Raw genomic sequence first — 23,996 nt, 5'->3', positions numbered from 1 at the left:
TGACCCCGACCGCTAACCCCAGAACCGACCACCCCAGCACTGACCCTGACCACTAACCCCTGAAAGCACCACCCCGGCACTGCCCCCCAGACCCACCCCCCCCCAGCCAAAAACCCCTCAAGTGCGAACGAACCCCCCCTAGGCTACAATCAATAGCTCATCGACCGCAGCAACCCCACGACCGCTATGGCTTACAAGACTATCGAAGACACCATTGGCAATACGCCGCTGGTGCAACTGGTCCGCATCCCGGACGACGAAATCCGCAGCCGCAACAACGTGATCCTCGGCAAGCTCGAGGGTAACAACCCGGCGGGTTCAGTGAAGGACCGCCCGGCACTCTCGATGATCAAGAAGGCGGAGGAGCGCGGCCGCATCAAGCCTGGCGACACGCTGATCGAATCGACCAGCGGCAACACCGGTATCGCACTCGCTATGGCCGCCGCCATTCGCGGCTACAAAATGGTGCTTCTCATGCCGGAAGACCTATCGATCGAACGTCGCCAAAGCATGGCCGCCTACGGCGCGCAAATCGTGCTGACGCCGGTCACCGGCGGTATGGAATACGCCCGCGATCTCGCCGAGCAAATGCAGCGCGACGGCAAAGGCATCATCCTCGACCAGTTCGCGAATCCGGATAATCCACTCGCCCACTACGAGACCACCGGCCCGGAACTCTGGCGCGACACCGAAGGACGCATCACCCATTTCGTTTCCGCCATGGGCACGACCGGCACCATCATGGGCGTGTCGCAATATCTCAAGGAACAGAACGCGAATATCGAGATTGTCGGGGCGCAACCGGAAGAAGGTTCGCGTATCCCCGGTATCCGCAAGTGGCCGGAAGCCTATCTGCCGAAAATTTTCGATCGAAGCCGCGTGGACCGCACGGAAAGCGTCAGCCAGGCTGCGTCCGAAGCAATGGCGCGGCGGCTGGCATCGGTGGAAGGCATTTTTTGCGGGATTTCCGCTGCCGGCGCGTGCGAAGTAGCCTTGCGCGTGGCGCGCCAGGTCGAGAACGCGACCATCGTGTTCGTCGTCTGCGATCGCGGTGACCGCTACTTGTCGACAGGCGTGTTCCCGGCCTGAGACACCAAAGAAAAGCCAGAAGCGCAATGTAAAAAGCCCGGCATTTGCCGGGCTTTTTACATAGTGCGCGAATCAAAAACGCCTGACGGCGACATCATTGCGACGCTGAAACGCCAGCATTGCCCGCGCCCATCTGCGCTTTCACCGCTTCGCCAAGCTGATACACGGCGAGTGCATAGAAGAAGCTGCGGTTGTAGCGCGTAAGCACGTAGAAGTTCTTCAAGCCGAGCGTGTATTCGGTCGCGCGGCCCGGCGTCGGCAAATCGACGACCGTCACCGGCGTACCCGCTTCCGCCAAGGTATTGAGCCCCGGTTCGCTCATCAGCATGCCCGCTTTCGTGAGCTGCGCGAGCGACCAGTGCGGCTCGGGCTGACCATCGGCGGCGGCTTGTGCAATGCCCTGGCTACCCATGTCGCCGGCAATTTTCCAGACCACCGGCCGTCCCGATTCCCAGCCGTGCTGCTTCAGATAGTTCGCAACACTGCCGATGGCATCGGCGGGACTGGTCCGCAAATCGATGTGCCCGTTGCCGTCGAAATCCACCGCGTACTGCACGATGCTGCTCGGCAGGAATTGCGGAATGCCGATCGCGCCCGTGTACGAACCGAGCACGGTGGTCGGATCGATTTGCTGATCGTGCGTCCAGACCAGCAGGTCCTCGAGATTCTTGCGGAAGGTCGCTTGCCGTTCTGCGCGGTTCGGCGTGTTGGGGTAATCGAAGGTGAGCGTGGTCAGTGCATCGAGCGCGCGGAAATTACCCATGTATCGGCCATAGATTGTCTCCACGCCGATAATCCCGACAATTGCTTCGGGCGGTACACCATACTGATCCGATGCACGCTGCAAAGCGGCCTGGTTCGCGCGCCAGAATTTCACGCCGGCGGCAATACGCACCGGCTCCACGAAACGCGCCTGATACGCGCGCCAGTTCTTGGTGGCTGGCGTGGGCGAGGGCAGGACCAGTTTCACGGCTGTTGCCGAATAACTGACGCGATTGAACAGGTCGTGCAAGGCGGCGGAATCGAAGTCGTAACGCGCAACAAGGTCGTTAATGAACGCGTCCACATTGGGATTGTTCGCGTAACGCTGCGGCACGATCTCCTCTTCGAACACTTGCCCTTGCGCTGGTGCGGGTTGCGGCTGCGATTGCGCAACTGCCTGGCCGATACCGAGTGTGCCAAGTGCGCAAACAAGACCAGCGACTGAGGCGAGGCGCGCGGTTCGCGCCGAAAGAGGCAAGACGGTCGAAGCAAACTTGAAGTTCATAGTGTGCGTAATTGTGGCGGTGTAACGCGAGGCGCGCTGGAAAAACGCGCAGGGCATACGAGAGTCGGATCAGTATAACCGACGTGTTTTCGACGCTATCCCGAAAGCCTTGTGAGCGGGCGCGGACGCTACAAAAGCGATGCGATACGGCCGCACCATTTCCAATGTGGTAACTTAACAAGAACCCGCGCGGTGCGGCGTCCGGCCGCTCACTGATGCGCGGCGGGAAGGGCCAAGCACCGCGACCGACAAAAACATCTGAACGATACGAGACACGCGGCACGGCTCGCCCGGCTGCGCAACCCATCATGGCTACCGGCTTTTATACCCATCCAGATTGCCTTCTTCACGACATGGGGCCGTGGCATCCCGAATGCCCCGCGCGCCTTCAGGCGATCGAGGATCAGTTGATCGCAAGCCGTATCGACACGCTGATCGAGCGTGAAGAAGCCCCGCTCGCGAGCGAAGAGGACCTGGCGCGGGTTCATACCCAGGCGCATATCGATTTCGTCAGGGAGACGGCGCCCTCCGTGGGCCGCGCGGAGATTGACCCGGATACGCTGATGTCGCCGGGTTCTTACCACGCGGCGTTGCGCGCTGCGGGCGCGGCGGTCGCCGCCACCGACGCCGTGATCGCCGGCACCTACGACAACGCGTTCTGCAGCGTGCGGCCGCCCGGACATCACGCTGAACCGGCGCGCGCGATGGGCTTCTGCTTCTTCAACAACATCGCGATCGCGGCGCGTCACGCGCTTGAAGTGCATGGGCTTGAGCGCGTGGCTGTCATCGATTTCGACGTGCATCACGGTAATGGCACGGAAGCCGCATTCTCGGGCGATCCGCGCGTGCTGATGTGCAGCTTTTTCCAGCACCCGTTCTATCCGTACAGCGGCGCCGATAATCAGGCATCGAACATGGTCAACCTGCCGATGCCCGCGCGTACGAAAGGCATGGCTGTGCGCGAAGCCGTCGACATGATGTGGCTGCCGAGACTCGACGAATTCAAGCCGCAGATGATCTTCATCTCCGCAGGTTTCGATGCGCATCGCGAGGACGATCTCGGCAACATGGGTCTTGTCGAGAACGACTATACGTGGCTGACGCAGCAGGTCCGCGCGGTGGCGAAGCGGCATGCGAAGGGCCGGATAGTGAGCAGTCTGGAGGGCGGGTACAACCTGTCGGCGCTTGGGCGCAGCGTGGTCGCGCATGTGCGCGCGCTCGCCGACATCTGACGCTTCACGGCAGGACTCGCGGCAAGCCGCGACCCTACATGCGCGAACGCTGAAGCTCGGCACGCACGAGCGTCCAGTCGATCAGCGCCTTGATCACCCGATCCCGGTCGAGGTCGTTGAGCGTCTCGTGATAACTGTCTTCCAGTATCAACAGGGTGGTATCCGTAGAACCGGTGTTGGCTTCGAATTCGCGGCTGCCGTCGGGGTTGGCGAGCGCGTCCTTCGTGCCGTGAAACACGAAGAGCGGCAAGTCGATGGATGCGCGTCGTGCAGCGATGCGGCGCATGGCGGCCACTATCTGCGCCGCCGTCCTGGCCGGTATTGGCCGATGATGCACCAGCGGATCGCGCCGGTTCGCCTCGACCACGCCGTGGGCACGGGACAACGCGGCTGGATCAATGGTCAGGGCGGGGAAATGCGGCATCACGCGGCTGATCAGGCCGCCCAGCTTGAGCTTCCAGCGCGGCGCGTCGGCCGGGGTTTTAAGCGCGGCGCTCGACAGGATCAGCCCGGCCAGCTTCCGGCCGCTTTCCGGCAAGCGCTCGGCAGCATAAAGCGCTGCGATTGCGCCACCCATGCTATGCCCCATCAGGAACAGCGGGATCTTGAGCGGCGCGGTTGTGTCCGCAGCGTTGAGGAGCGCGTTGGTGTCGAGCAGATAGTCGTCGAAGGAGTTGATCCACACACGTTCTCCCGGCGATTTACCGTGACCACGCAGATCCGCGGCAATCAATTCGATGCCCGCCGCGTTCAGGCGCAGCGCGAAGGCGTCGTATCGGCGAGCATGTTCGGCGAGCCCGTGCACCAGTGCGATTCGCGCCAGCGGTTTGGGGAATGTGGCGGCGGCTTGCCATCGATGAAGATGAAGGTCGATGCCATCGGCGGTGGCAATGCTGCTGGTCGAGTACGTGCTGTGCGAGGGTTTTTGCATGGCCTGTCGGCGGAATCGGAATTCCGCAGATGATAGTCCCAATGCAGGGGCGGAAAAGTCGGGAATGCGCCGTTTAGAGCGCATTCCCGATTGTCATCCATGCCGTTCTATGCGTAAAATAGAACGATCGTTCTGTAAAAAATAAGCATCTACTGATTGTGCAAAGCCTGACGGACTCCTCGCGAGTCCGCCGTAAGCATTCGGCGGCGGGAGTCACTCGTTATAATGGGCTTGGGATGATGTATTCGTAACTTAGGAGCGTGTGCATGAAAATCTTGGTGCCAGTCAAACGCGTGGTCGACTACAACGTGAAAGTCCGGGTCAAGCCGGATGGCAGCGCAGTGGACATCGCGAACGTGAAGATGTCGATGAATCCGTTCGATGAAATCGCCGTGGAAGAAGCCGTGCGTCTGCGTGAAGCGGGTGTGGCGACGGAAGTGATCGCGGTGTCGTGCGGCGTGACGCAATGTCAGGAGACGCTGCGCACTGCCATGGCGATCGGTGCGGATCGCGCGATCCTGGTCGAATCGACTGAGGAATTGCAGCCGTTGGCGGTGGCGAAGATTTTGAAGGCGCTAGTCGATAAAGAGCAGCCGCAACTCATCATCCTCGGCAAGCAAGCCATTGACGATGACTCGAATCAGACGGGGCAGATGCTCGCCGCATTGGCCGGTTTGCCGCAAGCGACGTTCGCCTCGAAAGTGACGGTCGCCGACGGTCGCGCCACGGTCGCGCGTGAAGTCGATGGCGGTTCGGAAACGCTTTCCCTGACGTTGCCGGCTGTGATTACCACGGACTTGCGCCTGAACGAGCCGCGCTACGTGACGCTGCCCAACATCATGAAGGCCAAGAAGAAGCCGATGGAAACGCTCAAGCCCGCGGACCTCGGTGTCGACGTGACGCCGCGCCTAAAGACGCTCAAAGTTGCCGAACCGCCGCAGCGCTCCGCAGGCGTGAAGGTGCCGGACGTGAAGACGCTGGTCGAGAAGTTGAAGACCGAAGCCAAGGTTCTGTGAGGGAGTTTCCAAAGTGACTATTCTTGTAATTGCAGAACACGATAACGAGTCGATCAAATCGGCGACGTTGAACACCATCGCGGCAGCGCAGAAGATCGGTGGCGATATCCATGTGCTGATCGCAGGCTCGAACGCGCAAGCGGCGGCCGATGCAGCGGCGAAGATTGTGGGTGTATCGAAGGTATTGCTTGCCGACGCACCGCAACTCGCCGATGGCCTGGCCGAGAATATCGACGGAACGGTGGTCCTGATCGCGAAGAACTACTCGCATATCCTGGCGCCGGCGACCCCGTACGGTAAGAACATTGCCCCGCGCATTGCAGCGCATCTGGACGTCGCGCAGATCAGTGACATCACGGCCGTAGATTCGCCGGATACCTTCGAGCGTCCGATCTACGCGGGCAACGCAATCGCGACGGTTCAATCGAGCGATGCCATCAAGGTCATCACCGTGCGCACTACGGGTTTCGATCCGGTGGCGGCAGAAGGCGGCAGTGCATCGGTGGAAAAGATCGAAGCCTCGGCGGACACGGGTATTTCCAAGTTCGTGAGCCGCGAGTTGACGAAACTGGACCGGCCGGAACTGACGTCGGCGAAGATCATCGTGTCGGGTGGGCGGGGTTTGGGCAGCGGCGAGAACTACACGAAAGTGCTCGAACCGCTCGCGGACAAACTTGGCGCGGCGCTGGGCGCATCGCGTGCGGCAGTCGATGCGGGGTTCGTGCCGAACGACTATCAGGTCGGTCAAACCGGCAAGATCGTGGCGCCTAACTTGTATGTTGCCGTCGGTATCTCGGGTGCGATCCAGCATTTGGCGGGGATGAAGGACAGCAAGGTCATCGTGGCGATCAACAAGGACGCCGAAGCGCCTATCTTTGGCGTGGCGGACTACGGGCTTGTGGGTGACCTGTTCACTGTCGTGCCGGAACTCGTGAAAGAACTTGGCTGATCGTTCTTAGAGCCACTGGCTGGAAAGAAAGCAGGACCGCAAAAAGGGGCGACATACGTGCGCCCCTTTTCACATCTGTTGGGGGAGACAAGTCATGAGCTATAGAGCGCCCGTCAAGGACATGCTGTTCGTGATGAAGGAACTAGCCGATATAGAAAGCATCGCGGCATTGCCGGGTTTCGAGGACGCCAGTCTCGACACCGCGCAGGCCGTACTCGAAGAAGCCGCGCGCTTTAACAACGAAGTGGTCGCGCCGTTGAACTTCGAAGGCGACAAGAATCCGAGCTTTTGGAAGAACGGCGAGGTCACGACCACGCCAGGTTTCAAGGAGGCTTTCCGCCAGTTCGGCGAAGGTGGCTGGCAGGGCGTGCTGCATCCGGTCGAATACGAAGGCCAGGGGTTGCCCAAGCTGATCGCGACGCCTTGCATCGAAATGTTGAACGCGGCGAATCTGTCGTTCGCGTTGTGTCCACTGCTCACCGATGGCGCTATCGAAGCACTGCTTACCGCCGGGACCGAGGAGCAAAAACAGCTCTTTGTGCCCAAGCTGATTTCGGGCGTTTGGACCGGCACGATGAACCTCACCGAGCCGCAAGCGGGCTCCGATCTCGCGCTGGTCCGCACGCGCGCCGAGCCGCAGAGCGACGGCACGTTCAAGGTGTTCGGCACGAAGATCTTCATTACCTACGGCGAGCACGACATGGCGAAGAACATCGTCCATCTCGTGCTGGCGCGCACGCCCAACGCGCCTGACGGCGTGAAGGGCATCTCGCTCTTCCTGGTGCCGAAGTTCATCACCGATAAAGACGGCACGCTCGGCGCTCGCAACGACGTGCACTGCGTATCGATTGAACACAAGCTGGGGATCAAGGCGAGTCCGACAGCCGTGCTGCAATTCGGCGATCACGGCGGCGCCATTGGCCAGTTGATCGGCGAGGAAAATCGCGGGCTGGAGTACATGTTCATCATGATGAACGCGGCGCGGTTCGCGGTCGGACTGCAGGGCGTGGGCGTGTCGGAGCGCGCGTATCAGAAGGCCGTCGCGTTCGCGAAGGAGCGCGTGCAAAGCCGGCCGGTCGATGGTTCCGCCAAACAGCCGGTCTCGATCATTCATCACCCCGACGTGCGCCGCATGCTCTCCACCATGCGCGCGCTGACCGAAGCGTCGCGCGCGCTGGCTTACGTCGCGGCGGCGCATTGCGACCTCGCGCATCATCATCCAGATGAGGCCGCGCGAGCCAGCCATCAGGCGATCTACGAGTTTCTTGTGCCGATCGTGAAGGGCTGGAGTACGGAGCTTTCCATCGATGTCGCGAGCCTCGGCGTGCAGGTGCACGGGGGCATGGGTTTCATCGAGGAAACGGGCGCGGCGCAGTATTACCGCGATGCGCGGATTCTCACCATCTACGAAGGCACGACCGCTATTCAGGCCAACGACCTGATCGGCCGCAAGACGGTGCGTGATGGCGGCGCGACGGCGCAGGCGATTCTGGCGCAGATGGATCAGACCATCGCGCAGCTAGCCGAGCGTGAAGGGCAGGCGTTCAAGTCGATGCATCGGCATTTGAGTGCGGGAAGCCTGTCGCTGGCGCGGGTGGTTGAGTTCATGGTGGCCAAGGTGAAAAGCGATCCGAACGCGGTTTTTGCCGGCAGCGTGCCGTATCTGAAGCTGGCAGGCATTGTATTGGGCGGATGGCAAATGGCGCGGGCGCTGCTCGTGGCGTCGGACAAGCGTGGCGAGGACGAAGCGTTTTATGGCGCCAAGATCGCGACGGCCCAGTTTTTCGCGGAGCATATCTTGTCGCAAGCACCGGGCATTGAAGCGTCCGTCGTCAGTGCCAACGGGCAGGAAGGGTATCTGGCGCTGAGTGAGGATCAGTTCTGATTTGCTGAGCGTTCCAGCGCCCGTGGCACAAAAAGGCCGTCCCTGACTTTTCTCGGGGACGGTCTCAACGAAAAAACACGTACATATAAACGCAAATCCGCAAGCTTTCTCGAAGCGGGCGTCGGGCTGGATGGGCGCTTTCGCTAAGGTGGACGAGCCGCTTTCTCAGAGCGGCGGTGAATTTGGATACTGCGGGTACTCCGCCGACGTTCCCATTTCCCAACGTGAAACTAGCATGCACGCAAGTTGCGATCGGCAAGCTCCCTGAACCACTCGAACCCAGCCAGATGCCTGTTTTCCACACAGTTTTTTGCGCGTCTACGTGGTGGCACAAGCGTTCGCGCTGAAACTGCGCTGCCATTCGAAGTGGTGTAGGATTAAATCCTATTCGATTCACCGGAGTAACCACTATGCGTTCCACCCAACAATTCAGCATTACCTTGCCGAACGAACTGGCTGAACTGGTCCGCGCCAAGGTTGAGAGCGGGGAATACGCCACTGATAGCGAGGTTATCCGCGATGGTTTGCGTACCTTGGCTGCCCGCGATCGCGTAGTGGAGTCTTGGCTGCGTGACGAGGTCGGTCCGGCATATGACGCACTCAAGGCAGATTCTTCGCGCGCGTTGACGGTGGACGAGGTGCGGGCGGCGCTAGTGGCGAAACGGAAAGCGCGGACGTAAAAGCCAGATGACAACATTCGGCATCAAGTTCGCTCCGGAGGCATTGGAGCAGCTCGACAGCCTTGAGCAGTACATCGCGGAAGTGGCTTCTTCGGCCGTGGCGGCAGGGTACATCGACGCTATCGTGTCTTATTGCGAAAGTTTGCAGAGCTTCCCGAATCGAGGCACTCAACGCGACGATATACGGCCGGGCTTGCGCATTTCGAATTATCGCGGCCGTACGGTCATTGCTTTTGTCGTGCAAGAGGAACAGCCGACCATTCTTGGGGTGTTCTATGGCGGCCAGGACTACGAAACTGCGCTGGCAGATTAGGCAGTTTAAGAACGCAAACGAGCAGGACCCTTGAATGCTTTTTGGCGCAAGTTCACCGAGGCACCCTCTGGCAAGGGCCGTAACTTTTCTTTGCTCCCATTGTCGGCGCCATCAAAGAAAACACCCCAAAAGTTGGATCGATCTCCAACTTTTGGGGTGCATTCGCCCGGCTTTCGCCGGGACGGCATTTTTTAAAGCATGCGCTCGCGGCTACGCGCGAAACTCCAACTCACGCACCTGCATACGACGGCCGCGCACTCGTACGCGTCTCGCCGAGATACCGATGCACCGACAAATCGTCGGACTGGATCGCCGGCTGCTTGCCCGACATCAAGTCGGCCAACAACTGACCGGAGCCGCACGACATCGTCCAACCCAGCGTGCCGTGGCCCGTGTTAAGGAACAGGTTCGGCAGCGGCGTACGGCCAACGATGGGCGTGCCGTCCGGTGTCATGGGGCGCAAGCCGGTCCAGAACGATGCCTTCGCGGTATCACTACCACCGGGGAACAGGTCGTTCACGCACATTTCCAGCGTTTCGCGACGCGCCTGGCTCAGCGATTTGTCGAAGCCGACAATCTCCGCCATTCCGCCGACGCGAATCCGGTCATCGAAACGGGTGATCGCGATCTTGTACGTTTCGTCGAGCACGGTGGAAACCGGCGCGGCGCTTTCGTTCGCGATGGGTGCCGTGATCGAATAGCCCTTCAGCGGATACACGGGGATATCGACAAGACTGCCCAGCAGTTTCGTGGAATAGGACCCGAGCGCAACAACGTATGAATCACCGCGAATGGTCTCTCCACCGCACTGCACGCCGGCGATTCGGCCACCGCTTACCGCGAGCGCGTCGATTGGCGTGTTGTAGCGGAACTTCACGCCCAACTGTTCGGCCATGGCGGCGAGGCGCGTGGTGAATTTCTGGCAATCGCCGGTTTCGTCGTTCGGCAGGCGCAAACCGCCGGTCAGCTTGTGCGATACGGCGGCAAGCGCCGGTTCCGCGTTTTGCAACTCAGCCGGCGTGAGCAATTCGAACGGCACGTTCGCATCGCGCAACACGGCGATGTCCTTCGCGGCGCCATCGAGTTGTTGCTGGGTCCGGAAAACCTGCAGCGTGCCACCGGTCCGGCCTTCGTAATTGATGCCGGTGTCCGCACGCAGCGCCTGCAGGCAATCGCGGCTGTATTCGGCCAGGCGCACCATGCGGCCCTTGTTGACCGAATAACGCGCCTGCGTGCAGTTCTGCAGCATCTGCCACATCCACTTCAATTGAAACGACGTTCCGTCCAGACGGATGGCGAGCGGCGCGTGTTTCTCGAACATCCATTTGATTGCTTTGAGCGGCACGCCGGGCGCGGCCCACGGCGACGCGTAACCGGGCGAGATCTGACCCGCGTTCGCGAAACTCGTTTCGAGCGCCGGTCCCGCTTCACGATCGATCACGGTCACTTCGTGCCCCGCGCGCGCCAGATAATAGGCGCTCGTGACGCCAACAACACCGCTTCCCAGAATTACGACTCGCATGCCTTGCTCCGTGCAAAGTGTGTCCGCCGGTCATTCGCTTCGTTCGACTGAAGCCGTGGTGAGTAGCGGGTTACATAGTGGTATCGACTATAGTATTGATACTGAGGCAGTTTTTGTTATTGTATTTATTCACTTTTCAGTGGAAAGCAATGAGAACGCAGCGAAATTCAGTACGAGAACTCGATAAGATCGATCGCCGAATCCTGAAAATCCTTCAGCAGGACGGCCGTATTGCGATGAAAGACCTGGCCGAGCAGGTCGGGCTCTCGGTGACGCCGTGCATCGAACGCGTCAAACGCATGGAGCGTGACCTGGTGATCGCCGGGTATTACGCGCGGGTGAATCCGCATCAGCTGGGCGCGTCGCTGCTGGTGTTCGTCGAGATCACGCTCGATCATAAAAGCGGCAACATGTTCGAGCAGTTTCGGCGCGAGGTGCAGCGCATTCCCGAGGTACTGGAATGTCATCTCGTTTCCGGTGATTTCGACTATCTGATCAAGGCGCGTATTGGCGAAATGGCCGATTACCGCAAGCTGCTCGGCGACATCCTGCTGCAACTGCCGGGCGCCGTGCAGTCGAAAAGTTACGTGGTGATGGAGGAAATCAAGGAAACGCTGACCATCGCGGTCGATGCGTGAAATGAGCTTGCGGTCGGGGTAATTTACTGTATATTTATACAGTACTTTCCTGCTTTCATTTCCCGGCCATGGCTTCTCACGACCACGAATATCCTGTTGCTCCTCCCGCGCCGCTCAAGGGCCGAGGGGCGGTCACGAACCTTCAGGGGCGTTACGAGAAGGACCAGCGTGAGCGTGTGGATGACGGCTGGACGCATATCAGCGAGAACGGAGAAACCGATGACGCACCGGTCCTGCGCACGCAAGTATTCGAGGAACGCGCGAAGAGCATTCTGACGCGCAATTCGTCACCGGATATTCCGTTCGGGGTGTCGCTTAACCCATACCGTGGCTGCGAGCACGGTTGTATCTATTGCTTCGCGCGGCCTACGCATAGTTATTTGGGGTTATCGCCGGGACTGGATTTCGAAAGCCGGATATACGCCAAGATCAATGCCGGCGAATTGCTCGAGCGGGAATTGGACAAACCATCCTATCAGCCGGAGCCCATCGCGCTGGGCGTGATTACTGACGCGTATCAGCCCGTCGAACGGAATTTGCGGATCACGCGGCGGGTGATCGAGATACTGAGCGAGCGAGGGCATCCGTTCGCGGCAATCACGAAGTCGTCGCTGATCGAGCGGGATATCGACCTGCTCGCACCCATGGCGCAGAAGGGGCAGGTCATGGCCGCTATCACCATTACCACGCTGGATGCCGACATCGCCCGCACGCTCGAACCGCGCGCAGCCACGCCTTCAAGAAGGCTGCGCACTATCCGGGCGCTGACCGAGGCGGGCATTCCGGTTGGAGTCAGCGTCGCACCCATGATTCCGTTCGTCACGGAACCGGACATGGAGCGGGTGCTGGAAGCCTGCGCAGAAGCGGGCGCGACGAGTGCGAGTTACATTGTTTTGCGCTTGCCGTGGGAGGTGGCGCCGCTGTTCAAGGACTGGCTCGCGGCACATTTCCCGGATCGGGCGGAACGGGTGATGGGGCGCGTGCGCGATATGCGTGGCGGCAAGGACTACGACTCGGATTTCTCGACGCGCATGAAAGGCGAAGGTTTATGGGCCGACATGCTCAAGCAGCGTTTTCATAACGCCACGAAGCGGCTTGGCCTGAATCAACGGCAGCGCGGAATTCTGGATATGTCGGAATTTCGGCAGGTTGAGAAGGCGGTGAGTCGAAATCCACGTGCAGTCGAGGACACCGCGCAGATGAAGTTGTTTTGAAGCGTAGCCGTAGCGGTTTCCGGGCAGAGCCGCCACGACCCTTGCGCACTACTGCGACACTTATTGCGACAACTCTTTAGCTGCTTGAACCTGGCCTTCGAAGTAAGTCTGGAAGGTGACGGCAAGACCTGCCATCAGCAGGAGCGCGCCGAAGAACAAAGCAAAGATCACGACGAAAATGACTGTCCAGCCGGATTCGCTATGTTGACCAGTTTGCGCATTGAACTGAGCGTCCCATTTCTCGTCGGGGCGCAGGCCGTAGACGATCGCCGACAAGAACGCCGCCAGCAGTGAAATGGCGCCGGGCACGACCAGGACCCAGCCGGGAGTCGAAGCCCGATCCGTTGCCGCGAGCAGCATGTAACCGGCTACTCCCAGCAGGATGCCAACAATGTGCGCCCAGCCGAACTTGTCGCGCAAACCGTACAGATAAAAGCGATGCGCGCCGATACTGCCAAAAAAGAAGGCGAGCGCGGCGGTCAGCGTTTTCGAGCGGAAACGCCCGTTTGACGTCGGTTTCGATGGGTGCGTGGCAGTGGACGGCGAGTTGTTCATCGGGAAACGAAAAGGAAAATGCAGTGAGCAATGGACGCGGATTGGCACAAACGGCAACAGTTTTGCGCCGACGCGGCATTCTACGCCCGCAGGGTGGACGCTCACGTGGCTAAACGGCTCAGTGCGCGGCGACCGGGTCGCGGCAATGTCACTGCAAGATCACGGCAGCGTCAAGGTTGCGCGTACGTAATCCGGTAGATTGCGCCCGCGTAGTCGTCGCTGACGAGAAGCGAGCCGTCGGGCATTGGCAGGACATCGGCGGGACGGCCCCACACTTCTTCCTTCGGACGGAGCCAGCCTTGAGCGAACGGCTCCATGCGCGGCTTCTCGCCATTCGCACCCACCACGATCCGTACTACGCGATATCCCACCTTCGTGCTGCGGTTCCAGGATCCGTGTTCCGCGATGAATATGTTGTTCTTATAGTCGGCGGGGAACATGGTGCCTGTATAGAAGCGCATGCCGAGCGATGCCACGTGTGCGCCCAGCTTGACCACCGGTGGCGTGAATCCGGAGCACGGATGGCCGGCGCCGAATTCAGGGTCCGCAACGTCGCCGCCGTGGCAATAAGGGTAACCGAAGTCCATGCCTGCCTTTGGCGCGTGGTTGAGCTTGTCGTCGGGAATATCGTCGCCGAGCATGTCGCGGCCGTTGTCGGTGAACCAGAGCTCTTTTGTCCGGGGATCCCAGTCGAAACCCACCGTGTTGCGCACGCCGTTCGCAAACACTTCGTAGTCGGTGCCGTCCGGGTTCATCCGGGCGATCAGTGCGTACCGTTTGCGATCCGGATTGCAAATGTTGCATGGCGCGCCGGTTGGCACATACAACTTGCCATCCGGGCCGAACGCGATGAATTTCCAGCCGTGTGACCGGTCGGAAGGCAGTTTGTCAGTGACCACTATAGGCTTGGGCGGCGCATCGAGGTGATTGTCTATGTCGTCGAAGCGCAGGATGCGGGAGATCGCGGAGACATAGAGCGCGCCGTTGCGGAACGTCACGCCCGCGGGTTCGTCCAGACCCGAGGCGATCACGTGTTTCGCTGTCACGCGCCCATCCTTCAACTCGAGCGCGTACACGTGTCCGTCGAGGCTGCCGGCATACAGCACGCCTTTAGGCGACAAAGCCATGGCGCGGGCGCTCGGGACGTCGTCGGAGAGAACAGCGATGCTGAAGCCCGGCGGCAGCTTGATCTCATCAACCGGCAGTGCCGCATGGGCGCCCTCTGCGATCAACGAACCGGCCAGCGCGATCAGCAAATTCGCCGCTAAAAACGTAGAACGCGCCAGAGATCGGGTGACGCTGCGGACAAAACCGCGAGCCCGCAGCGAATCATCGTAAGAGAAAGCTTTACCGGTGAAAGTCATGAGCGAGTTCAAATCTGTCTCCCCAAAATGACACCCCGCGCTGCCGCGCGAAGTCTTGAAAAATCCGCTTTGCGCCGTGTCAGAGCGGGCGATGGCCGGTTCAACGACATACGTCAGGCCACGTTCCATCTTGATTAATCGACGCAAGTGTTTGTTAAGGCTCCGTTTTGCCGCTATAATCGCGTGTTTTGGTAGTTCCGAACCCCGGTTTTCAAGGATTTCAGCATGGTTATCATCCGCTTGGCTCGTGGCGGCTCCAAGAAGCGCCCGTTTTACAATATCGTTGCAACCGATTCGCGTAGCCGCCGTGATGGCCGCTTCATCGAACGCGTGGGTTTCTACAACCCGATCGCGACCAAAGGCGAATCGCTGCGAATCGCTCAGGACCGCCTGACATACTGGCAAGACAACGGCGCGCAGATGTCGCCGACGGTTGCACGTCTGGTCAAGCAATCGCAACAAGCTCAGCCGGCTGCTTAAGTGCGCTTGCTGCAGTCGATCGTTCGGGTACTTGTGATCCGATCGATTCCAGCTGCCGAGGTTCGCGGGAGATTGGCTCATGTCGACGCGTGATTCCGCTTCAGACTCAGGTTTGACAGCCGCACGTGGCGAAAAATCTGAGCCGAACGAAGCCACGTTTGGCGCGTTTGTCCGCAAGCCGGCAGCGCGTCGCGTGGCTATCGACGCTTCAGATAGCGCGGGATCGATCGAGCCTGTAGAAAGTTTGCCTGATGACGCCATTGAAGTGGGTGCGATCGTCGACGCTTACGGACTGAAGGGCTGGGTCAAGATTGCGCCGCACGCGCATGCGGGTCATGGCGGTGACGCAATGCTCGCGGCAAAGCGCTGGTGGCTGGTCAAGGGAAGCGAGCGCAAGGTGGTCCGGTGTCTGCAGTCCAAAGTGCATAGTGACACGGTCGTTGCGCACTTTGCCGGCTGCGATGACCGCGAGACGGCGTATGCGTTGCGTGGTCACAGTATCCATGTGTTGCGCAGCGACTTCCCGAAGCTGACCGGTGATGACGAATTCTACTGGGTCGATCTGATCGGCCTCGACGTCGTGAATGACGCGGACGTGGCTTTAGGCCAGGTCGCGAGCATGATCGACAACGGCGCGCATTCCATCATGCGCGTGGAATTTCCGACTACGGGCAAGGACGGTTCGCCCGCCACTGGCGAACGGCTGATTCCGTTCGTTGGCGTATATGTCAAAACAGTGGATCTGGCGGCGCGCAGGATTGTCGTCGACTGGGACGCTGACTATTGATTGATCGATTATTTCAAGGAGAGAGCGATGCAGTTTGACGTCGTGACGCTCTTTCCCGAGATGTTTCGCGCACTGACCGATTGGGGTATTACCAGCCGGGCAGTGAAGCAGGAACGGTTTGGTCTGCGCACGTGGAATCCTCGCGATTTCACCACGGACAATTATCGAACCATCGATGATCGTCCGTACGGCGGTGGCCCCGGCATGGTCATGCTGGCAAGGCCGCTGGAAGACGCGATTTCGGCTGCGAAAGCGGCGCAGGCGGAGCAGGGCATCAGTGGATCGCGTGTGGTGATGATGTCGCCGCAAGGGAAAACGCTGAATCATGAGCGGGTGATGCAATTCGCTCAGGAACCGGGCCTCGTCGTGCTGTGCGGCCGTTACGAAGCCATCGACCAGCGCCTGATCGATCGTGTGGTTGACGAAGAAGTGAGTCTCGGCGACTTCGTGTTGTCGGGCGGCGAATTGCCGGCCATGGCGCTCATGGACGCAGTGGTGCGCCAGTTGCCCGGCGTGCTGAACGACTCGCAGTCGGCTGTGCAGGACAGTTTCGTCGACGTGCTGCTCGATTGCCCGCACTACACACGCCCGGAAGAATACGGCGGTGTGCGGGTTCCGGATGTGCTGCTTGGCGGCCATCACAAGGAAATCGAGGCGTGGCGCCGGCGTGAGGCGCTAAAGAATACGCAGGAAAAGCGGCCCGATCTGATCGAGCGGGCGCGCAAGGCTAAAATGTTGAGCCGTGTCGATGAGACATGGCTCGCAAGTCTCGCCAAGGAACGATCGAAAGCGCAGTAGGCTTTGGAAGGCAAGTACAAGGCGAGACGAAAGGGTGGTGCCAGGCTTGTGAATTCAAGCGGGCGCCAGATGTGAACCCATCCTCTACCGGGGCCACTAATATGGCAAACAACTCCGGCAAGATGGCTCCAGGAGTCAGTAATGAATCTGATTGAACAACTAGAGCAGGAAGAAATCGCGCGCGCGCTCGGCGAGAAGACCATCCCCGCATTCGCCCCCGGCGATACGGTGATCGTTAGCGTCAACGTAGTCGAAGGTACGCGCAAGCGTGTCCAGGCTTACGAAGGCGTTGTGATCTCGAAGCGCAACCGTGGTTTGAATTCGAATTTCATCGTCCGCAAGATTTCGTCGGGCGAAGGCGTCGAGCGTACGTTCCAGACTTACTCGCCAATCCTGGCGAGCATTGTCGTGAAGCGTCGCGGTGACGTGCGTCGTGCAAAGCTGTACTACCTGCGCGATCGTTCGGGCAAGTCGGCTCGGATCAAGGAAAAGCTCGTGTTGAAAGACCGCAGCGCTTCCAAGGCGCAGTAACTGCACCGAAGCTGTACCGGAAAAAAGCACCTTCACGGGTGCTTTTTCCGTTGGTGTGGTCAAATCGTGTCTTGCCGTCTCGTGCGCTTTACTCGAGTCTTATTTGCGTCCTGACCGCAACGTTTTTTCAAAACGAGAATCAGAACCAGACCTAGACCTACCCAAGAACTAAAAGCCCCACGTGCCTCCGACCAAGCTGTCGACTCCCCGAATCCTCGAGCCTGAGATCTTGCCGATCGAATCGACCGGCGCAGATCTGCCGCCTGTGCGCGGCGAACGCCTGACGCCGGCCGGACTGCGCGCGCGCTTCAAGCAGACGCTCGACTGGACGCCGGACGCGCGCGACGACCGGATCAAGGCGCTGGGTGGCGATCCACGGGTGGCATCAGTGCTGATTGCGCTGGTTTTGCGGGAGACCGGCCTGAGCGTGCTGCTCACCCAACGTGCCGACCATCTTTCGAATCACGCGGGGCAGATCAGCTTTCCGGGAGGACGTCGCGAGCCGGAAGATATCGACGCCGCGGCGACCGCGCTTCGCGAAGCGCAAGAGGAAGTGGGCCTTGAGGCGAAGCACGTGGAAGTGCTCGGTGAGTTGCCGGACTATCTGACGGGCACGGGTTTTTGCGTGACGCCGGTCGTGGCGCTGGTGCATCCCCCGTTTGAACTGCACGCCGATACCCTCGAAGTCGCCGATATCTTCGAGGTCCCGCTCGCATTTCTCATGAACCCAGCCAATCACCAGGTCCGCGTGTTTCGTTGGGAAGGCGGCGAGCGTCGTTTTTTTGCGATGCCTTTTTCGCCCGCCGAGAATGTGGCTCCGTATTTCATCTGGGGGGTAACGGCAGGTATGTTACGCAATTTCTATCGCTTTCTCGCGGCTTGACGCCTAACGTGCAGAGGCTCGGCTAGCCATGCAGCCGATGTGTCCCTCTGGCGCGGACGGTGCTGTGCTATCTTTACAAGAAATTCGTAAAACTCGAGTGTCTCGGCGCATCGCATGACTTTTTTCTCGGTATTACTGGCTCTCATCATTGAGCAGTTGCGCGCGCTCTCGCCGCAGAACCCCATTTCGGCGTTGCTTCAGTACCATGCGGAATCCGCGGCTCATGGCTTCGATGCTGGCAAGCAGCGGCACGGCGTGCTCGCCTGGCTAGTGGTCGTGGTGCCATGGACATTAGCCGTCGGGCTTGTCTACTACGTGCTCTATCGCATCAACTTCGCGCTGGCGTTCCTGTGGAACGTCGTGATCGTGTATTTCACGTTGGGCTTCCGGCAGTTCAGCCACTATTTCACCGATATCCATCTTGCCCTGAACAACGACGACGTGCCTCGCGCTCGCGAGGTTCTCAATGAGTGGACCGGCATTGATACGCTTGATATGCCCGTCAGCGAGATCGTCCGGCATACCCTGGTTCATGCGGTCGTGGCGTCGCATCGGCACGTGTTTGGCGTGTTCTTCTGGTTCCTGATTCCGATCGGACCGGCGGGCGCGGTGTTTTATCGGATCGCGGAGTATCTGGCGAGGTCGTGGGTCCAACCGACTGATGAGCGCACGCCGGCGTTTTCCACCTTCGCGCAGCGGGCGTTCTTTTTCATCGATTGGGTGCCGGCGCGGTTGACTGCGTTGGGCTTCGCCATTGTCGGGAATTTCGAGGACGCGATCTATGCCTGGCGCAACCACGCCCGGCAATGGCCCGATGCCAACGAAGGGGTTCTGCTCGCTGCCGGGAGCGGGGCGCTTGGAGCCCGCTTGGCGGGACCATTAGCGGAGCCGCTCAGCGTAGAGGCTTTAGCGGTTGGCGATGCAAGCCCGCTGCCCGTCGGCGATGACTGCACGCCGCGGACTTTGCAATCTGCGGTTGGCCTCGTCTGGCGTGCCGTGATTCTCTGGATGTTGTTGCTGCTTATGCTCAGCATCGCGGTGTGGCTGGCCTGAAGCAACGCGCCAGACTTGAGGCGTCGTGTCCGTAGCCCTACTCGTCGTTCAGCGGGTCCCTCTCTGTCCCGCATTGCCAGCACACGGTGAATTGCGCTTCCAGCGGCTCACCGCATTGCTGGCAGCGCCATCCCCGGGCGTTGATCGCCGGGCCGCTTCGGGCGCGATCCAGGATGCCTGTCGCCAATACCTCGTCGCGATCATCCAGTATCCATATTTCCGGCGCGCATTGCTCCGCCGGAATCTCGCCCATCGCACCGCTCAAATAACGATTGTGTAACTCGCACGCTATCCCCGCTGTCGCCAGCACGTTCACCCAGTGATGCGCTGTAATCAGATTCGGAGCCCGCGTCAGTTTCTTCATCCCGTCGCAATCTGTTTTAGCGGTCTGTTTAGATGCAGTTGCGTATACTCATCAGGTCGATGAAATCATCGAACAATCTGGCTGGCTTCATGCACCAGTTGCGCATACAACTGATGTCGCGCCGGCCTGATCCTGCCTTCCGCCATGGCTTCCAGAATCGCACAGCCCGGTTCATGCAGATGCCTGCAATTATAGAAGCGGCACTTGCCGAGGAACGGCCGGAAGTCCGCGAACGAACGCTCCAGCTGTCCCTCCGACAAGTGATGCAGTCCGAACTCCTGGAACCCTGGCGAATCGATCAGCGATCCTCCTCCCGGCAGCGGATACAGCCGCGTGAACGTGGTGGTGTGCCGGCCGCTGTTCAATGCCTTCGAGATCTCGCGCGTCGCGACTTCGGCGTTCGGCACGAGGATATTCACCAGCGTCGACTTACCCATGCCCGATTGTCCGAGCAGCAAGGTGGCACGGTTGGCCAGACGCGCATCGAGTTCTTCATGGACGTGCTCAGGCGCCGCCTTCGCCGATAGCTCCACCACCGTGTACCCAAGCTCCCGATACAACGCCAGCCGCTTGCGAGCGACCGCGAGTGGTCCTTCCATATCGATCTTGTTCAGCACGATCAACGGTTCGAGCCCGTGCGCCTCGGCGGCAATCAGCGCGCGCCCGAGCAAGTCTTCGCTGAAATGCGGCTCCGTGCCGAGCACGATCATCAATTGATCGAGATTGGCCGCGAAGAGCTTCGACTTGAACTGGTCGGATCGATAAAGCAGATTGCGGCGCTCGCCAATCTCGACGATCACCCCTTGATCCGCCGATGACTGCTCGTAACTCACCCGGTCGCCGACCGCTATCTCGCTACGCTTGCCACGCGGGAAGCATTGAAGCATGGCGCTGCCATCGGCGGGGGCGACCAGATAATGCCGCCCGTGCGCGGCGATGACCTTTCCTTCGATGCGCGCGTTTGTCGCTTTCTTCGCGTTACCCGGCCTCATGCGGCGTACTGCATCAAGCGCTCGATGCGCTGCGATGCAGGCGGATGCGATGCATAAAACGCGGAGTAGAGCGGATCCGGCGTGAGCGTGGAGGCGTTGTCTTCATAGAGCTTGACCAGCGCGTTGACGAGGTCGCGCGGATCGGTCTGGCTCGCGGCGAACTCATCGGCTTCGAATTCATGTTTGCGCGAGCTCAGGCTGCCCAACGGCGTCACGAAGAACATGAAGACGGGCAATGCCAGCATGAACAACACGAGTGCGAGGCCGTTCTTGTTGCCCAGCAGCGATGGCCGCACGCCAAGTCCTTCATAGAACCATACGCATTGCGCCAGCCAGCCGAGCAGCGCAAGCATCGCGAGGCTGAGCACGAACGTGACGATCAGGCGCTTGATCACGTGGCGCCGCTTGAAGTGGCCGAGCTCGTGCGCGAGCACCGCTTCGATCTCGTTGCCGGAGAGCCGGGCGAGCAGGGTATCGAAGAAAACGATTCGCTTCGCCGCGCCGAAACCCGTGAAATACGCGTTGCCGTGCGCTGAACGGCGGCTGCCGTCCATGACGAACAAACCCTTCGCGGCGAACCCCGTGCGCGACATCAGGTTCTCGATGCGCGCCCGCAGCGCTTCATCTTTCAGCGGTTCGAACTTGTTGAACATCGGCGCGATAAACGTGGGGTACAGGATCAGCACCAGCATCTGGAACGCGACCAGCAGCACCCACGCCCACAGCCACCACAACGCGCCCGCCTGATTCATCAGCCACAGCGTCACGAACAGTACCGGCAAGCCGATCGCCGCGCCCAGCACGATGCCTTTCACCAGATCGAGGAAAAAGAGCTTTTTCGTCATCCGGTTGAAGCCGAATTTCTCTTCGATAACAAAGTGCCGGATATAGTCGAACGGCAGGTCCACCACGCTGGTAATTGCCACCACAATAGCCACCAGCGCCATTTGCCCCACATAACCGCGGCCGAGCCAGTCGGAGACGGCCAGTTCGATCTGCTGGATGCCGCCAAGCAGCGTTAGCGCGATCAGCAGCGCTGCGCTGATCACGACCTCGACCATGGTCAGGCGTGTGCGCTCGACGGTGTAATCGGCGGCGCGCTGGTGGGCGGCGAGCGGAATGGTCTGCAGGAACTGCGGCGGCACATCCTTGCGATGCGCGACGACGTGCCGGATCTGGCGCGATGCCAGCCACAGCTTGGTGCCGACCATGCCGACCAGCGCGACGACGAACACGACCGAGAAGGCGAGATTGAAATTGGACATCAGCGGAAACCCGATTGAAATATGCGCGATTGAATTATGCGAGAATTATAGGTTCTTGGCTGTCGTCGCGCGCGGTCTGTGTGATATCTAAAACCGCGCCTGGCAAGGCGTCAAACCCCTCTCAGGTTGCTCTCATATGGCCGATTCCGTGCTCGATCCCGCTTCTTCCCCAAGCTCCCCCGACCTCGTCCGCAGCGACATGAACCTCGTGTGGCTCGACATGGAGATGACGGGTCTCGAACCCGACACCGACCGTATTATCGAAATTGCGGTGGTGGTGACGAATTCGACGCTCGACAAGCTCGTGGAAGGGCCGGTTCTGGCGATCCATCAGGACGAAACGGCGCTGGGCAAGATGGATGAATGGAACCGCAACACGCATGGCCGGTCGGGGCTGACGGAGCGCGTGCGGGCGTCGACGGTCGATGAAGCAGAGGCCATGCGGCAAATCCGCGAATTCCTGGGCCAGTATGTCCCGCCGGGCAAGTCGCCCATGTGCGGCAATTCCATCTGTCAGGACCGGCGTTTCATGGCCCGGTGGATGCCCGAACTGGAAACGTTTTTCCACTATCGCAACCTCGACGTCAGCACGCTCAAGGAATTGTGCCGCCGCTGGCAGCCGGCCATCTACAAGGGTTTTCAGAAGCGCGCGATGCATACGGCGCTCGCCGACATCCACGAATCTATCGACGAACTCAAGTACTACCGCGAGCATTTCCTGATTCCGTCGGCGGCGGGTAATGCCACGGCCGCCACCCCGACCACGTCGATTTAAGCGCGCAGAGGGTCAGGATTTTGGCGGCCGGATCGCGTTTTTCGGCCTGAACGCGGCGACTATTTCGGGTCGCGTTTCGATGTACGGACCGCCGATCAGATCGATGCAATAGGGCACGGCGGCAAAAATGCCCGGTACTTTGGATTTGCCTTCGGTGTCGCGTAGTCCTTCGAGCGTTTCGCGGATCGATTTCGGTTGTCCGGGCAAATTGACGATCAGCGCCGCGTGATCTGCCGTTTCGCGAATCACGGCCACTTGTCGCGACAAAATGGCTGTCGGGACGAAATTCAGGCTGATCTGGCGCATTTGTTCGCCGAAACCGGGCATTGGCTTCGTGGCAACTGCGAGCGTGGCTTCCGGGGTCACGTCGCGACGTGATGGGCCTGTGCCGCCGGTGGTCAGGATCAGGTCACAGCCGGTTTCATCGACGAGTTCGATCAGCGTGGCCGAGATGGTCGCCGCGTCGTCCTGGATCAGCCGGGTTTCCGCGCGCCAGGGCGAACTCAGTGCACTTGTGAGCCACTCTTGCAGCGATGGAATGCCCTTGTCCTCGTACACGCCCTGCGAAGCGCGGTCGCTGATCGACACCAGGCCGATCACCAATTCGTCGGGATGGTTACGCTTTGTAGCCATCGTCGTCGTCTCGTTCGGGGAATTCGACGCCTTCGTCTTCATCTTCGCCTTCGATCAAGCTCTCGTCTTCTTCGTCTTCCACGCCCGCTGCGGTCTTGATCCATTGGAACAGTTCGCGGAAGTAGCGTGGCGGTTTGGCCTGTTCGCGTTCCTTGCGGGCGTTGCGGATCAGCGTGCGGCCTTCTTGCGGGTCGATGCCGGGGTGTTGGCGGATGAAATCGGTGAGAGCGGCGTCGTCGGCGAGGAGTTTTTCGCGGGTTCTTTCGATCCAGTGCAGCTTGGCTGTTTCAGCCCGGTTCACGCCGCGATATGAGTCCAGCGCAGTGCGAATCGCTGCCGTTTCTTCGTCGGTCAGTGAGCGCATTACCCGTCCGACGTACTGCAGTTGCCGGCGTTTGCCTTCGTGGTCGGTGATGCGGCGGGCGGCGCGGACGGCGTCGTCGAGCTTTTCCGGCATGGGCATGCGTTTTAGCGCGTCTTTCGGCAGTTCGATCAGCGTTACGCCCAGTACTTGCAGCGCAAGCATGTCGCGTTTGAGCTGGGATTTGCTGGGACGGTCGTAGCCGTGCTCGCTGCCGTCCTGTTCGGAGGCCTCGGCCGGGTTTATCGGTTGCGTGCGGGTTTTACGGTTCATGCCGGTATTGTACAGGGGTGTTCGTTCGCACTCGGGGGTGGGTTTGGTGGGTTTGGGTTGGGGGCTGGTCGGGGTTGCTAGGTTCTGGGGTTGGCGGTTGGGGTTAATGCCGGGGTGGTCGGTTCTGGGGTTAGTGGTCGGGGTTG

The 23,996-nt window shown here is 60.2% G+C and carries 26 protein-coding genes; 16 read left to right on the top strand and 10 right to left on the bottom strand.

Going from position 1 to position 23,996, the window contains the following annotated elements:
- Nucleotides 1-186: 186 nt before the first annotated feature.
- The gene (gene cysM, locus HB376_RS39155) at nt 187-1,089 is read left to right on the top strand and encodes a cysteine synthase CysM (protein WP_213769051.1); all 903 of its coding nucleotides are present in this window, start codon (nt 187-189) and stop codon (nt 1,087-1,089) included.
- Nucleotides 1,090-1,183: 94 nt separating this feature from the next.
- Here the strand turns inward: cysM and mltB are convergent, their stop codons facing one another.
- A complete protein-coding gene (gene mltB, locus HB376_RS39150; RefSeq protein WP_213769050.1) occupies nt 1,184-2,356 on the bottom strand; it encodes a lytic murein transglycosylase B in 1,173 nt (390 codons plus the stop codon).
- A gap of 308 nt (nt 2,357-2,664) precedes the next feature.
- Between mltB and HB376_RS39145 the strand changes: the two genes are divergently transcribed.
- Entirely contained in the window at nt 2,665-3,588 is a 924-nt protein-coding gene (locus HB376_RS39145; RefSeq protein ID WP_213769049.1) for a histone deacetylase family protein, read from the top strand.
- 34 nt (nt 3,589-3,622) lie between these two features.
- On the opposite strand, the gene HB376_RS39140 is transcribed toward HB376_RS39145, so the two are convergent.
- Nucleotides 3,623-4,519, bottom strand: coding sequence for an alpha/beta hydrolase (locus tag HB376_RS39140; RefSeq protein ID WP_213769048.1), 897 nt, complete (start codon nt 4,517-4,519; stop codon nt 3,623-3,625).
- 266 nt (nt 4,520-4,785) lie between these two features.
- On the opposite strand from HB376_RS39140, the gene HB376_RS39135 reads away from it, so the two are divergent.
- The 5 genes from HB376_RS39135 (at nt 4,786) to HB376_RS39115 (ending at nt 9,362) form a co-directional block, all read left to right on the top strand.
- Nucleotides 4,786-5,535: an electron transfer flavoprotein subunit beta/FixA family protein gene (locus HB376_RS39135; RefSeq protein ID WP_213769047.1), complete on the top strand. Its 750-nt coding sequence runs from the start codon at nt 4,786-4,788 to the stop codon at nt 5,533-5,535.
- A gap of 13 nt (nt 5,536-5,548) precedes the next feature.
- Nucleotides 5,549-6,484, top strand: a complete 936-nt coding sequence (locus tag HB376_RS39130) for an FAD-binding protein (protein WP_213769046.1) — start codon at nt 5,549-5,551, stop codon at nt 6,482-6,484.
- A gap of 94 nt (nt 6,485-6,578) precedes the next feature.
- On the top strand, nt 6,579-8,369 hold the full coding sequence (locus HB376_RS39125; RefSeq protein ID WP_213769045.1) for an acyl-CoA dehydrogenase: 1,791 nt from the start codon (nt 6,579-6,581) through the stop codon (nt 8,367-8,369).
- Between the two features lie 410 nt (nt 8,370-8,779).
- Nucleotides 8,780-9,049, top strand: coding sequence for a type II toxin-antitoxin system ParD family antitoxin (locus HB376_RS39120; RefSeq protein WP_213769044.1), 270 nt, complete (start codon nt 8,780-8,782; stop codon nt 9,047-9,049).
- A 7-nt stretch (nt 9,050-9,056) separates the two neighbouring features.
- Entirely contained in the window at nt 9,057-9,362 is a 306-nt protein-coding gene (locus HB376_RS39115; protein ID WP_213769043.1) for a type II toxin-antitoxin system RelE/ParE family toxin, read from the top strand.
- Nucleotides 9,363-9,591: 229 nt separating this feature from the next.
- On the opposite strand, the gene HB376_RS39110 is transcribed toward HB376_RS39115, so the two are convergent.
- A complete protein-coding gene (locus HB376_RS39110) occupies nt 9,592-10,884 on the bottom strand; it encodes a D-amino acid dehydrogenase (protein ID WP_213769042.1) in 1,293 nt (430 codons plus the stop codon).
- Between the two features lie 149 nt (nt 10,885-11,033).
- Between HB376_RS39110 and HB376_RS39105 the strand changes: the two genes are divergently transcribed.
- Nucleotides 11,034-11,522 carry an Lrp/AsnC ligand binding domain-containing protein gene (locus tag HB376_RS39105; RefSeq protein ID WP_213769041.1) on the top strand — a complete coding sequence of 163 codons (489 nt, stop codon included), beginning with the start codon at nt 11,034-11,036 and terminating at the stop codon, nt 11,520-11,522.
- Between the two features lie 68 nt (nt 11,523-11,590).
- Nucleotides 11,591-12,736, top strand: a complete 1,146-nt coding sequence (locus HB376_RS39100) for a PA0069 family radical SAM protein (protein WP_213769040.1) — start codon at nt 11,591-11,593, stop codon at nt 12,734-12,736.
- 60 nt (nt 12,737-12,796) lie between these two features.
- Here HB376_RS39100 and HB376_RS39095 read toward each other — a convergent pair whose 3' ends face one another.
- Entirely contained in the window at nt 12,797-13,291 is a 495-nt protein-coding gene (locus HB376_RS39095; protein ID WP_213769039.1) for an NINE protein, read from the bottom strand.
- A 170-nt stretch (nt 13,292-13,461) separates the two neighbouring features.
- Nucleotides 13,462-14,667 carry a PQQ-dependent sugar dehydrogenase gene (locus HB376_RS39090; protein ID WP_255631845.1) on the bottom strand — a complete coding sequence of 402 codons (1,206 nt, stop codon included), beginning with the start codon at nt 14,665-14,667 and terminating at the stop codon, nt 13,462-13,464.
- Between the two features lie 213 nt (nt 14,668-14,880).
- On the opposite strand from HB376_RS39090, the gene rpsP reads away from it, so the two are divergent.
- From rpsP to HB376_RS39060, 6 genes are all read left to right on the top strand, one after another.
- Entirely contained in the window at nt 14,881-15,135 is a 255-nt protein-coding gene (rpsP, locus tag HB376_RS39085; protein ID WP_213769038.1) for a 30S ribosomal protein S16, read from the top strand.
- 79 nt (nt 15,136-15,214) lie between these two features.
- Nucleotides 15,215-15,922 (top strand): ribosome maturation factor RimM, encoded by a 708-nt coding sequence (rimM, locus tag HB376_RS39080; RefSeq protein ID WP_213769037.1) that lies wholly within the window; start codon nt 15,215-15,217, stop codon nt 15,920-15,922.
- Nucleotides 15,923-15,949: 27 nt separating this feature from the next.
- A complete protein-coding gene (trmD, locus tag HB376_RS39075) occupies nt 15,950-16,720 on the top strand; it encodes a tRNA (guanosine(37)-N1)-methyltransferase TrmD (RefSeq protein WP_089163344.1) in 771 nt (256 codons plus the stop codon).
- A 141-nt stretch (nt 16,721-16,861) separates the two neighbouring features.
- On the top strand, nt 16,862-17,251 hold the full coding sequence (gene rplS / locus HB376_RS39070; RefSeq protein ID WP_213769036.1) for a 50S ribosomal protein L19: 390 nt from the start codon (nt 16,862-16,864) through the stop codon (nt 17,249-17,251).
- 196 nt (nt 17,252-17,447) lie between these two features.
- Complete coding sequence (locus HB376_RS39065; RefSeq protein WP_213769053.1) at nt 17,448-18,134, top strand: CoA pyrophosphatase; 687 nt, start codon at nt 17,448-17,450, stop codon at nt 18,132-18,134.
- 114 nt (nt 18,135-18,248) lie between these two features.
- Nucleotides 18,249-19,187 carry a CobD/CbiB family protein gene (locus tag HB376_RS39060; protein ID WP_213769035.1) on the top strand — a complete coding sequence of 313 codons (939 nt, stop codon included), beginning with the start codon at nt 18,249-18,251 and terminating at the stop codon, nt 19,185-19,187.
- A 37-nt stretch (nt 19,188-19,224) separates the two neighbouring features.
- Here the strand turns inward: HB376_RS39060 and HB376_RS39055 are convergent, their stop codons facing one another.
- From HB376_RS39055 to HB376_RS39045, 3 genes are all read right to left on the bottom strand, one after another.
- Nucleotides 19,225-19,551 (bottom strand): DUF2007 domain-containing protein, encoded by a 327-nt coding sequence (locus HB376_RS39055; protein WP_213769034.1) that lies wholly within the window; start codon nt 19,549-19,551, stop codon nt 19,225-19,227.
- A 65-nt stretch (nt 19,552-19,616) separates the two neighbouring features.
- Nucleotides 19,617-20,543 carry a ribosome small subunit-dependent GTPase A gene (rsgA, locus tag HB376_RS39050; RefSeq protein WP_213769033.1) on the bottom strand — a complete coding sequence of 309 codons (927 nt, stop codon included), beginning with the start codon at nt 20,541-20,543 and terminating at the stop codon, nt 19,617-19,619.
- The gene (locus HB376_RS39045) at nt 20,540-21,808 is read right to left on the bottom strand and encodes a M48 family metallopeptidase (RefSeq protein WP_213769032.1); all 1,269 of its coding nucleotides are present in this window, start codon (nt 21,806-21,808) and stop codon (nt 20,540-20,542) included. The genes rsgA and HB376_RS39045 overlap by 4 nt, the downstream gene beginning before the upstream one ends.
- A gap of 136 nt (nt 21,809-21,944) precedes the next feature.
- On the opposite strand from HB376_RS39045, the gene orn reads away from it, so the two are divergent.
- Nucleotides 21,945-22,583, top strand: a complete 639-nt coding sequence (gene orn / locus HB376_RS39040; protein ID WP_213769031.1) for an oligoribonuclease — start codon at nt 21,945-21,947, stop codon at nt 22,581-22,583.
- 12 nt (nt 22,584-22,595) lie between these two features.
- On the opposite strand, the gene mog is transcribed toward orn, so the two are convergent.
- Together mog and yjgA are read right to left on the bottom strand one after the other, a co-directional pair.
- Nucleotides 22,596-23,216, bottom strand: coding sequence for a molybdopterin adenylyltransferase (gene mog, locus HB376_RS39035; protein WP_213769030.1), 621 nt, complete (start codon nt 23,214-23,216; stop codon nt 22,596-22,598).
- Complete coding sequence (gene yjgA, locus HB376_RS39030; protein ID WP_213769052.1) at nt 23,200-23,850, bottom strand: ribosome biogenesis factor YjgA; 651 nt, start codon at nt 23,848-23,850, stop codon at nt 23,200-23,202. Before yjgA ends, mog begins: the two co-directional genes overlap by 17 nt.
- Between the last annotated feature and the right edge of the window lie 146 nt (nt 23,851-23,996).

It is taken from the genome of Caballeronia sp. dw_19, assembly GCF_018449515.1.
GTDB lineage: Bacteria > Pseudomonadota > Gammaproteobacteria > Burkholderiales > Burkholderiaceae > Caballeronia.
This window is presented reverse-complemented; position numbering and strand designations above follow the sequence as displayed.